A 12,197-nucleotide genomic window follows, 5' to 3' on the forward strand; every position below is an offset into this window, starting at 1 on the left:
TTGATGTATTTATTTTGCTTGTTGCGAAAGATAATTTTCGACCGTGTTGATAATGGTATAAGTTTGCTGATCGACTTCGATATTTAACTTATCACCCTCGCGGTAGTTATCAAGATTGGTAATAGAGAGTGTTTCTGGGATCAAGTGTAGCCAAAAGCCCTGCTCATCAACTTCACCTACAGTGAGGCTTGCCCCGTTAACGCTCACAAATCCCTTATAAAGCACGTATTTTTGCCACTCTTTTGCTAATGCTAATTGCATTTTACAGTTATCTTGATGGTGGTTAATTGAAAGTATCTCGGCCATACAATGAATGTGACCAGACACGATATGTCCGCCTAATTCAGTACCAAAAGTCACTGAACGTTCAAAATTCACCGTATCATTGACAGCCAGCATACCTAGGTTGGTTAACTTTAATGTTTCATCAATCACATCAAAATTTATAACACAGCACCCTTTCGTGTCTGATACAAACTTCACCACCGTTAAACAACAACCATTAATGGCTATGCTCGCACCGATATTCAAGTTTTCAGCATATTGCTGATCTACTTTTAAAGCTAGCCTTAGTACACCGCCTTGGTTAGTAGCGTCAACCACAACGGCTTGCGTTTGCACAATTCCAGTGAACATCGCTTTCTCTTTTCTTCATTAAATAGATAACTGCGATTTTTATTGATCTATGAATAGATTACAATGGCTGTCTGTTTATTTAGTCGTGTAATTTATGTCTTTTTGTAGTTGGGAAGCCAAAAGGTTAATTTCGTTAGCCATTCCTGTTTTTTTGGCACAGGTAACCCTTATTTTAATGACGGTTGTTGATACCGTGATGGCAGGCCAAGTGAGTGCAACAGACTTGGCAGCACTTTCTATTGCAACGGGTATTTGGAATCCGTTGATGCTTGCACTGCAAGGCATATTATTGGCGTTAACCGGGATCATAGCGCAGTTTGCTGGTTCAAACGATAAACAAGGTATTAGTCATTATTTTCAACAGGGCCTGTATCTGGCGTTAGTACTTGCCATAATCGGTTTAGGGCTGGCAAGCCTTGCTGATACTGTGCTTAGTCAATTAGATACTTCACAGTCTATTACCCACTTAGCTGAGCAATACATTCATTTTGTTAAATGGGGTATTTTTGGTTTTTTACTTTTCAGTGTGTACCGAAATATCACTGAAGGTATGGGAATGACCAAACCTGCTTTTTACATTAGTTTAATTGGCTTAGCAGTTAATATTCCGGCCAACTACGTATTTATACACGGTAAATTAGGTTTTCAAGCGTACGGTGGCGCGGGCTGTGGTATTGCCACGGCGCTGGTATTTACAGCAATGGCGTTAACTCAGGTTATTTATTGTCACTTTAACAAAAAGATTGATGCCAAAGCATTGCTAGCCAATTTCGAAGCGCCAAAGCCCGCTACTTTGTGGACTATCACCAAAGTAGGTATTCCAATTTCATTAGCTACTTTTTTTGAAGTAACGCTATTTGCTTGTATTCCTTTGTTTATAGCACACTTAGGTGCGGTTGCTGTTGCCGGTCACCAAATTGCAGCCAGTGTGACGACATTACTGTTTATGATGCCGTTGAGCCTCTCAATTGCCATTAGCATTCGAATAGGCAATTTGTTTGGCCAACAACATTATCAGCAGTTAAAAAATGCCGTTAAAACGAGTTATATTCTCGCGGCAATTATTGCTTTTTTACTGGCAAGTGTGACCTTTTTTGCTCGAGATATTATAAGCCAATTGTATTCTGACAACCCTGAAGTATTAGCTCTTGCTTCTTCAATCATGGTACTTGCTTGTATCTACCAGTTACCAGATGCCCTGCAAGTTTCTGCCAATGGTATTTTACGTGGATTGAAATACACGGCACCGATTGGTTATATCACCTTTGTATCCTATTGGTTGATCGGCTTTGCGCTTGGCTTCGTACTTGCTCGTACAGATTTAATTGTTCCAGCACTGGGCCCTCATGGCTTTTGGATAGGTATTATTGTGGGGTTAAGTGCCGCAGCAATTATGTTGATGTTCACTGTTCATAGGCGATTTAAACATGCACCTTTTTTGCAAAACCAATAGCCTTTTAAACTCTATCATCGCAACAGCGTGCCTGGCACTTATTGCCTGCACGCCCTCTTCCGGTGATGTAAATCACACCTACGCACAAAGATTAGAAAACGTACTTAAAACTGAAAGTTTTAAACTCTCTAAACCAAGTACACTAACTGTTAACCGCTTTTCTGAAAATACTGAAGATAAAGCAACCATTGGCATGCTTGAACTTGCCCAGTTACGTCAATGTAAACTTGCAACCCTTATTGCTGAGCACAATAACCAGCTTGGCAAAACAGCGACGCCTGCTAACATTCTTAGTTATCAAATTAAGTTTATTCAAAGCGCAAATGAGTGCTTAGAAAGCTTTGAAGATCAGGATGATCTGTTTGAAAAAATAAAACTCACCGCAGTACAAAAGCAAGCAAACCTTCCTAACTACTTTAAAGCTATGCTGCTCAACGAAAGCGAGTTTAAGCAAATCTGGCAGCTAAGTTCGACTCACATTGATGAAAACACCGCAGGTTTTAGCGAAACCGTGAGCGCGATGGAGCAAATTGCTAAATTAAACAACCATATTAATAACGGCAAAATAAACGCTGTAGACCCTGAGCAAATCATCAACCAACTCGAAGTATTAAACCGTTTTAAATACAACAAGCTTCTTATTTCGGCGGCAAGGGTGCAAACACATTACAATCAACAAATAACAGCGCTGCTCAAGCAGTACTCAAAAGATGAGCTCTGCCCTGCGAACAAGAATAAACAAAAGGCACAAACGCTAAGTAATGTGTTTAAAAAGTTTTATTTAGAGCAATTACAGCCCTATCAATCATTCTTAGTGGGTCGATTAGAAACCCTACAACCTCTTTACCAGCAAATATGGCGTGACACAGAAATGGGCAAATTTGTAGAGAGCGATAGTAATGATGCAATTTTACAAAATCTAAAGCGCTCAGCTAAAAGCCATGTCACTTGGTGGCAAGGTTTTTATAGAAGGTGCGAAATTAGTCCGTTATGAATAAAAAACCAGCACTTAGCATAAAAATAGCTAAAGCTGCTTGATTCACACAACCAGTCGCTATATATTAGCCTCCGTTGTTTAGCCACGCTAACAACCATTTAAAATCAAAATACAACCGTAGCTCAGTTGGTTAGAGCACTACCTTGACATGGTAGGGGTCGGTGGTTCGAATCCACTCGGTTGTACCATGATTTAGGTATAACCAAAGGAAAGAGCACTACCACTCTTAACGGCCCGCTCCAAAGGTCGGTGGTTCGAATCCACTCGGTTGTACCATGATTTAGGTATAACCAAAGGAAAGAGCACTACCACTCTTAATGGCCCGCTCCAAAGGTCGGTGGTTCGAATCCACTCGGTTGTACCAATCTTGATTTTAACATCTCAGTACGACCGTAGCTCAGTTGGTTAGAGCACTACCTTGACATGGTAGGGGTCGGTGGTTCGAATCCACTCGGTCGTACCAATTTATTCAAACTCCTCATAATTTTATTATCCTAAAATCAACATTATACAGTTCTATTTCAGTTGGTTAGAACACTACCGCTCTCTATGACCCGGCCCAAAAGTCAGTGGTTCGAATCCACTCGGTCGTACCAACTTATTCAATTCTTTATAATTTTTCTATCATAAAACCAAAATCATACAGTTGTAGCTCAGTTGATTAGCGCACTACCGCTATCTATGACCCACGCCAAAATCGGTGGTTCGAATCCACTCGGTCGTACCAATTCTAATTTTTCCGAATTATAAATTTAAAAGCTCAGTTGGTTAGAGCACTACCGCTCTCTATGACCCGCGCCAAAAGTTGGTGGTTCGAATCCACTCTGTGTACTAATTCTAAATTTCTCTAATTTAAAAAAATAAAAAGCTAAGTTTATTAGCGCATCCCTCCTCTCTGTGACCCACGTCTAATTTAACAAGGCAAATATAGCTATAAAAAAAGCGAGCAACCTGCTCGCTTTTCTCTACTTGGTTTTGTTTATCGCCTATTAACTCACATTTAGCGACCAATTATCAGTGCGCCACCTTGAGCTAGTAAGTTTAAGGTTAATTTACCACTGTTACTTACTGTGACTTGCTTACTACCTGCACTGCCATCTTTTTTATCAAACAACAGGGTGATTTTTTTACCTGCTAACATAGGCAAATCAATATCTAATGTTTTAGATTTATTTTCACCATTTATGGCTGCTACCCACCATGTTTGCTGGTGACGCCTCGCAATCGTTGCATCTTGACCCGGCTGACCTGCAATATAGCGTGTTTCATCCCATACCGTTGGCATCGCCTTTAAAGTATCAATAACAAATTTAGGTTGCTCTTCAAGGTTATTTGGCGTCAGGCCAAAATGTTGCACTGGTGATTGATAAAGCACACCTGTTGCCAGTTCAAATGTATCTGTGGTTTTACGAATATTGCCGACTGTTTGATCTTGAGATAAGCGTTTGTTTAAAAACACTGGGGCAAAGTCCATAGCGCCAATAGCATTACGAGTGAACGGTAAAATAGTCGCGTTATACGCATGTAAATCTAACGAATTTTGATGAAAAACAAGGTTCTCCGATGCCAGTACCGCTTCAGATGTGACGAAGTTAGGATACATTCTTTCCCAGCCACGCGGGATGGTGCTGCCATGAAAGGTGATCACTAAACCATACTGATTTGCATCTGTAAGAATATCTTCATAGAGTTTAATGGTCTCTTGTTTGTCACCACCAAAAAAATCTACTTTAAGCCCTTTAACACCAATGCTTTGCAACCACGCCATTTCATTTCGACGTGCTGGTGCACTGTTCATTCTATTTTGTGGGGTTTGAGGTGCGTCATTCCACCAGCCATTTGAGTTGTACCATAAAATAACATCAACGCCCTTTCCATTGGCGTACTTAACCAATTCAGCCATTCTCTCGCGGCCAATGTTTTTATCCCACCAATTGTCGATTAATACATATTCAAAATTTAATGATGCAGCTAAATCGATAAATTTGATTTGGTCATCGTAGTTGATACTTGGGTCTTGCCAAACAATCCAGCTCCATGTTGAACGACCCATTTTATATTCTTGGCTTGCTTGATAAAGGGGTTTAACCAAATCAAACGCCACGGTTGATTCAACAATTGGCTTTAAACTCGTTCCTAACGTGATGGTGCGCCAAGGTGTGGTTGCAGGCATTGCCATAGCCGCATAAGTTGCACCAATGCCATTGTTTTCTCCAGCCTGAGGAAATGAAATACGATAAACACCGTCTTTCGTGCCCTCGCTTAATTTTGAGCCAACATAATGGCTATCAACACCGGTTTCAGAAATTAATAACCAACCTTTATCGCTATTTTTAAATAATGCAGGAAATGTATAGCCCACGCCATTCGCTGACGGTGTTCCAAGGGCTTCGTTGAAGGTGTAAGGCTCTTCGTAACTTGGTTTTGTTTGCATCCAGCCCGTTTCAGGTAAGGCTTGTGGGCTTATAAACGTGGTTGCATTATCTGGTAGGTTAAAAGCACTGTATTCAGCTAACACCTTAATACGGGTATCAGTTTCAGCTCCCGATATCTGATAACGAAATGCAACATCGCTATCAGACACGTTAAACTCGACTCCTAGTACTTTGCCCTCTTGATTTTCAAATTGCGCTTTTAAGGTATTCGCCGTGTAGTTTACTTCACTCACCTTTGCATTATGCAGCTTATATCTTTCATTGACTGAAGCTGTTGTATGGCTTTTATATTTTAGGCTTTGTGAAAAATCACCCAGGTTGGTATTTAAACCAAGCTGTGATTGCTGCAAAAACTCTTGGTTGCCATAATTTACGCTATAAACAAGCTGATTTTGTTGTTTTTCGAGTTTTACAGTTATTTGTCCATCTGGGCTTGTAACGCTAAGCGGTAATTGTGCGTGAGCAAGCATAGAGCTTGTGAGAAGTGATATATAGATACTTGGTTTTATCATTGTTGTTATCCTTAAGCTGCAAAAGCATTAAGTGATATCATAATACAAATGTAAACTTTTTGTCACTCAAGTCTATTAATATAAGCTGTGATCGAAAAATGTACTCCATCCGTTAGATATTGTTACAGTTACTAGGTTGTATATTTACGGCAAAAGGCTAAGCTTTAGATAAATAACAAAAACTTAAACAATTTATGAAACTACTGACCGTATTTTTTTTATTCGCCTCATATCAAGCTCTTGCGGGCCTTACGCCTGTTAGCTTTGAAAAAAATGGCGAAATCATCACTGAAGAAGCGGTGCGTTTCAACGGCGGATATGGGTATAACTTAGATGCCAAACATGTATTAAAGCTCGTTACTTTAGATTGGCCTCCTTATATAGACGAAAACTTATGCAACAAAGGCTGGCTCTATCAATTTACTGTAAGCTCCTTACTTGAAAAAGGTTATGGCGTGCATATTGGTTTTTATCCTTGGGCACGTGCCGTAAGAGAAGCTGAACTAGGCCGCGCTGATATTCTTTTTCCTGAATATTTCGTTGAAGATGATGTTATTTCAGATAACTTCCTTGATAAAACCCGCAACGATTTACTCGCTTTGAGCCATGCCATTCCAGGTGGGGATCTTTCTTTCGTGGCGTTAAAGGGAACTCAAATTCCATTTAATGGCGATTTAAACTCTGTAAAAGACTTGCCTATTGGTGTAGTTCGCTCATATAAAAACACCAAAGAACTCGATGCCATGATTGATAATAAAGAAATCGATACAATCGTCGCTAATAATGAGTACCAACTAATTCATCTCTTACTTAGTAACCGCGTAAGCCTGATTGTGGCAGATCTTGAAGTGTTAAAAGCAAGCGTTTACAAGTCTGAATTATCAATTAGCGGCAAACGACAAATACTAGAATCACTGGTCGCATTAGAGCCTAAGCTTGAATACAAACCGCTATATTTTTCTGTCAGCAAATCAACGCCACACTGGCAAAAAGTTTTAGAAGACTTAAATGATGAAATAGAACTCATGCAACAGAGCGGCAAGTTTGATGAGTTTATTGAAGGTATGAAGCAACAATGCTACGGATTAGACAAAGCGGCGTAAACGCCGCTTTATTTTGATTATATCAGTACGCAAGTGAGTACTACTCGGGCACTCGAACCCAGCCTTCCATTAATACACGTGCACTTCGGCTCATACTTGCTTTTGTGACTTGCCAATTACCATCAACAAGTGTTGCAGCAGCGCCCACTTTTAAAGTGCCAGAAGGATGACCAAAGTTTACCTCCTGTCGCTCACCACCACCTGCAGCAAGGTTTACCAAGGTACCAGGAATAGAAGCTGCAGTACCTATTGCAACCGCAGCCGTGCCCATCATGGCATGGTGCAACTTACCCATCGACATAGCACGTACTACTAAATCAATATCAGCTTCGTTTACAACTTTACCGCTTGATGCATGATAAGTTTTAGCTGGTGCAACCCAAGCTACTTTTGGCGTATGTTGACGTGCCTTTGCTTCATCAATATGAGAAATTAGCCCCATTTTCAACGCCCCATAGGCACGAATCGTTTCTAACTTTTCAAGTGCCGATGCATCACCGTTAATGGCTTCTTGTAGCTCTGTGCCATCATAGCCAACTTCACTGGCGTTAATGAAAACTGTAGGAATACCCGCATTGATCATCGTTGCAGACAACATACCAATACCCGGCACTTCTAATTCATCGACTAAGTTACCTGTTGGGAACAAAGCCCCTTCGCCATCAGCAGGGTCCATAAATTCAAGTTTTACTTCAGCGGCTGGAAAGGTCACGCCATCAAGCTCAAAATCACCAGTTTCTTGCACTTCACCGTTAGTAATTGGCACGTGCACTATGATGGTTTTACTAATATTGACTTGCCATACTTTAACTTCAACAACGCCGTTCTCTGGAATTTTGCTGGCATCAACAAGACCATTTGACACAGCAAAGGCCCCGACTGCTGAAGTTAAATTACCGCAGTTACCACTCCAATCTACAAACGCTTTATCGATAGCAACTTGACCAAACAGATAATCAACATCGTGATCAGCTTTAGTACTTTTCGATAATATCACCGTCTTACTGGTGCTTGAGGTTGCACCGCCCATACCATCAGTTTGTTTTTGGTAAGGATCGGGGCTGCCAATCACACGTAATAACAGGTTGTCGCGCGCCTCACCTGCCACTTGAGCAGGCTCGGGTAAATCAGTCAAGTTAAAGAACACCCCTTTACTGGTGCCGCCACGCATATAGGTCGCTGGCACCTTAATTTGTGGTTTAAATACCATTGCTTAGTGCTCCTCAGATTCTAAAAAATCTTGCGCGAAACGTTGCAGTACACCACCCGCTGAATAAATTGACACTTCTTCAGCTGTATCTAAACGGCACGTCATTGGTACTTCAACGATTTCACCATTGGCACGGGTAATCACTAGTGTCAGTGTTGCGCCTGGTGTTGGCTCACCTTTAACACTGAAACTCTCACTACCATCAATACCTAGCGTAGTTCGCGTGGTACCTGCTTTAAACTCAAGCGGTAATACACCCATACCAATTAAGTTGGTACGGTGAATACGCTCAAAGCCTTCGGCTGCAATCACTTGAACACCAGCTAGGCGTACACCTTTTGCAGCCCAGTCACGTGATGACCCTTGACCATAATCGGCACCAGCCACAATGATAAGCGGTTGTTTGCGCTGCATGTAGGTTTCGATAGCTTCCCACATACGCGTCACTTTGCCTTCTGGTTCAATGCGAGCATATGAACCTTGCTTCACTTCACCATTTTCTTTAACCATTTCATTCAATAACTTAGGGTTAGCGAATGTAGCACGCTGTGCTGTTAAATGGTCACCTCGGTGAGTAGCATACGAGTTAAAATCTTCTTCTGGGAGACCCATTTTAGCGAGGTATTCACCAGCAGCACTTGACGCTAAAATCGCATTCGAAGGTGATAAATGGTCAGTAGTGATGTTGTCGCCCAACACAGCTAAGGCACGCATATCACTCAAAGAGCGTTCACCCGCTAATGCGCCTTCCCAATAAGGAGGACGGCGAATATAAGTACTTTGTGGACGCCATTGGTAAAGCGGATCGTTGTCTTCGCCATAATCTACACTTAAATCAAACATTGGCTCGTAAACCTTTTTGAACTGCTCAGGTTTAACACTTTGTTTAATCACTGCATCAATTTCTTCGTCTGATGGCCATAAATCCATAAGGCGAATTTCGTTGCCTTGTTGATCATGCCCTAATACATCTTTTTCGATATCAAAACGAATAGTACCGGCAATAGCATAAGCAACAACCAGTGGTGGTGAAGCTAAGAATGCTTGTTTAGCATAAGGGTGAATACGACCATCGAAGTTACGGTTGCCCGAAAGTACAGCCGTTGCGTATAGGTCACGGTCAATCACTTCTTGCTGAATTTTTGGATCAAGCGCACCACTCATGCCGTTACAGGTTGTACACGCGAAGGCAACAATACCAAAGCCAAGTTGTTCAAGCTCAGGTAATAAATTGGCTTCTTCTAAGTAAGATTTAACCGCTTTAGAACCCGGTGCCAGTGATGTTTTAACCCATGGCTTACGAGTTAACCCTTTAGCGTTGGCATTACGCGCAAGTAAACCTGCAGCAATAACGTTGCGTGGGTTACTGGTATTCGTACAACTTGTGATTGCAGCAATGATACAGGCGCCATCTGGCATTAAGCCTTCTTCATTCTCAACAACGCCAGTGATACCTGCTTTATCAAGTTCGCTTGTTGCAACACGGCGATGTGGATTTGAAGGGCCCGCAATATTGCGACCAACTGAAGACAGATCAAAAGTTAACACACGCTCATACTCGGCTGTTTTAAGGCTATCACTCCAAAGGCCAGTCTCTTTTGCGTAAGTTTCAACTAGTTTAACTTGCTCATCTTCACGGCCTGTTAAACGTAGGTAATCAAGTGTGTTGTCATCGATGTAGAACATCGCAGCTGTTGCGCCAAACTCTGGCGTCATATTAGAGATAGTTGCTCTATCACCTAGGGTAAGTGCATCGGCACCTTCACCATAAAATTCAAGGTAGGTCGACACAACTCTTTCATTACGTAAAAATTCGGTGATCGCTAATACGATATCGGTTGCAGTAATACCCGGTTGTGGCTTGCCTTTTAGTTCAACACCTACAATATCAGGTAAACGCATGTAAGATGCACGGCCAAGCATCACGCTTTCAGCTTCAAGGCCACCTACACCGACAGCAATTACACCTAGCGCATCAACCATAGGTGTGTGGCTATCTGTACCAACTAATGTATCTGGGAATGCCACGCCATCACGTTTTTGGATCACAGGTGACATTTTCTCTAAATTGATTTGATGCATAATGCCGTTACCCGGCGGGATCACATCAATATTTTTAAATGCTGTTTTTGTCCAATTGATAAAGTGGAATCGGTCATCGTTACGACGGTCTTCAATAGCACGGTTTTTTTCAAATGCGTCAGGTTCAAAACCTGCGTGTTCAACCGCTAATGAATGATCAACAATTAACTGTGTAGGTACCACAGGGTTCACTTTTGCAGGATCGCCGCCTTTTGCAGCTATTGCATCACGCAAGCCTGCTAAATCAACTAACGCTGTTTGACCTAAGATATCGTGACACACAACACGCGCAGGAAACCATGGAAAATCTAAATCACGCTTGCGGTCAATTAACTGCGACAGTGCATCATTTAGCATTTCAGGGTCACAGCGACGAACTAAGTTTTCGGCAAGTACTCTTGATGTGTAAGGAAGTGTGTCATAGCTGCCCGGTTTAATTGCATCAACAGCAGAGCGCGTATCAAAGTAATCGACGCCGGTGCCTGCTAATGGTTTTCTAAAATTTGTATTCATGATGATTCTACTTGTACTTGGTGACGGTGAACAAAGGTGGCCTGATTGTTTTTGTATTTATTTCGCCCCTTCATAAAGGGGCAGCCAAGCTACCCCTATCACTGATTTAATTACGATTAACGCTCAGAAATTGGCGTATAGCTACGCGCTTCTGGGCCCGTATAATCTGCACTTGGGCGAATAATACGGTTATTAGCACGTTGCTCTTTCACGTGCGCTGTCCAACCTGTTACACGGCTCATCACGAAAATTGGCGTGAATAACTTAGTTGGGATCCCCATGAAGTGATACGCAGATGCATGGAAGAAATCAGCATTACAGAATAATTTCTTTTCACGCCACATAACTTCTTCACAGCGAACAGACACAGGATATAGAACATCATCACCCACTTCTGCTGCCAGTTTTTCTGACCACTTTTTGATGATCACGTTGCGTGGATCTGATTCACGGTAAATGGCATGACCAAAGCCCATGATCTTGTCTTTACGCTCAAGCATACCCATCAGTGCATCTTCAGCTTGGTCTGCACTTGTGAAGCCTTCAATCATATCCATAGCCGCTTCGTTCGCACCACCATGTAATGGACCACGTAAACTACCAATAGCACCCGTTACACAAGAGTGAATATCAGACAATGTTGATGCACACACACGCGCAGTGAATGTTGATGCATTAAACTCATGCTCTGCATAAAGAATTAAAGACACATTCATTACTTGCTCGAACAGTGCTGATGGTGCTTCGTCATGTAATAAACGTAAGAAGTGTGCACCTACCGAATCATCATCTGTTTCAGTTTCAATACGAACGCCGTCATGGCTAAAACGATACCAGTAACAAATAATGCTTGGGAATACGGCAACTAGGCGATCAATCGCATCATTCGCTTGCGAGAAATCTTGCTCCATTTCTAGGTTACCTAGCATAGAACAACCCGTACGCATTACATCCATTGGATGCGCGTCTTTAGGAATGTTTTCAAGCACTGTTTTAAGTGCATCTGGTAAACCACGTAGTGATTTTAGCTTTGCTTTATATTCAGTCAGCTCAGACTCTGTTGGTAATTCACCGCGCGACAGTAAAAAAGACACTTCTTCAAACTGCGCTTTATCTGCTAATTCACTAATATCATAACCACAATAAGTTAAACCTGAACCTGACTTACCTACTGTACACAGTGCTGTTTCACCTGCTACTTGACCACGTAAACCTGCGCCGCCTAATGCTTTATCTACCATGAGTGTTCTCCTTAT

General features: G+C 41.8%; 8 protein-coding genes and 3 tRNA genes. 6 read left to right on the top strand and 5 right to left on the bottom strand.

Translation table 11 applies throughout. The features are described 5' to 3' along the window. Positions 1 to 9: 9 nt before the first annotated feature. The gene (locus tag AADY36_RS08995) at positions 10 to 636 is read right to left on the bottom strand and encodes a riboflavin synthase (RefSeq protein WP_055022255.1); all 627 of its coding nucleotides are present in this window, start codon (positions 634 to 636) and stop codon (positions 10 to 12) included. A 94-nt stretch (positions 637 to 730) separates the two neighbouring features. Between AADY36_RS08995 and AADY36_RS09000 the strand changes: the two genes are divergently transcribed. The 5 genes from AADY36_RS09000 (at position 731) to AADY36_RS09020 (ending at position 3,911) form a co-directional block, all read left to right on the top strand. Continuing rightward, on the top strand, positions 731 to 2,089 hold the full coding sequence (locus tag AADY36_RS09000) for an MATE family efflux transporter (RefSeq protein WP_054561383.1): 1,359 nt from the start codon (positions 731 to 733) through the stop codon (positions 2,087 to 2,089). Continuing rightward, positions 2,064 to 3,083 carry a DUF3080 family protein gene (locus AADY36_RS09005; protein WP_055022257.1) on the top strand — a complete coding sequence of 340 codons (1,020 nt, stop codon included), beginning with the start codon at positions 2,064 to 2,066 and terminating at the stop codon, positions 3,081 to 3,083. The genes AADY36_RS09000 and AADY36_RS09005 overlap by 26 nt, the downstream gene beginning before the upstream one ends. A gap of 114 nt (positions 3,084 to 3,197) precedes the next feature. Continuing rightward, positions 3,198 to 3,274 (top strand) — tRNA-Val (locus AADY36_RS09010). Positions 3,275 to 3,472: 198 nt separating this feature from the next. Further along, positions 3,473 to 3,549: transfer RNA gene (locus AADY36_RS09015), tRNA-Val, on the top strand. Between the two features lie 294 nt (positions 3,550 to 3,843). Further along, a tRNA-OTHER gene (locus tag AADY36_RS09020) sits at positions 3,844 to 3,911 on the top strand. 175 nt (positions 3,912 to 4,086) lie between these two features. Here AADY36_RS09020 and AADY36_RS09025 read toward each other — a convergent pair. Then, positions 4,087 to 6,033, bottom strand: a complete 1,947-nt coding sequence (locus tag AADY36_RS09025) for a glycoside hydrolase family 97 protein (RefSeq protein WP_055021024.1) — start codon at positions 6,031 to 6,033, stop codon at positions 4,087 to 4,089. 194 nt (positions 6,034 to 6,227) lie between these two features. Here AADY36_RS09025 and AADY36_RS09030 point away from each other — a divergent pair, with 194 nt between their 5' ends. Continuing rightward, on the top strand, positions 6,228 to 7,136 hold the full coding sequence (locus AADY36_RS09030) for a substrate-binding periplasmic protein (protein ID WP_054561379.1): 909 nt from the start codon (positions 6,228 to 6,230) through the stop codon (positions 7,134 to 7,136). A 40-nt stretch (positions 7,137 to 7,176) separates the two neighbouring features. Here the strand turns inward: AADY36_RS09030 and prpF are convergent, their stop codons facing one another. From prpF to prpC, 3 genes are all read right to left on the bottom strand, one after another. Beyond that, entirely contained in the window at positions 7,177 to 8,346 is a 1,170-nt protein-coding gene (prpF, locus tag AADY36_RS09035; RefSeq protein ID WP_054561378.1) for a 2-methylaconitate cis-trans isomerase PrpF, read from the bottom strand. Positions 8,347 to 8,349: 3 nt separating this feature from the next. After that, positions 8,350 to 10,941, bottom strand: coding sequence for a Fe/S-dependent 2-methylisocitrate dehydratase AcnD (gene acnD, locus AADY36_RS09040; protein WP_342408879.1), 2,592 nt, complete (start codon positions 10,939 to 10,941; stop codon positions 8,350 to 8,352). A gap of 116 nt (positions 10,942 to 11,057) precedes the next feature. Continuing rightward, a complete protein-coding gene (prpC, locus tag AADY36_RS09045; RefSeq protein ID WP_054554725.1) occupies positions 11,058 to 12,182 on the bottom strand; it encodes a bifunctional 2-methylcitrate synthase/citrate synthase in 1,125 nt (374 codons plus the stop codon). Positions 12,183 to 12,197: the final 15 nt, after the last annotated feature.

This window comes from Pseudoalteromonas sp. D15MCD-2, assembly GCF_038562745.1.
GTDB lineage: Bacteria > Pseudomonadota > Gammaproteobacteria > Enterobacterales > Alteromonadaceae > Pseudoalteromonas.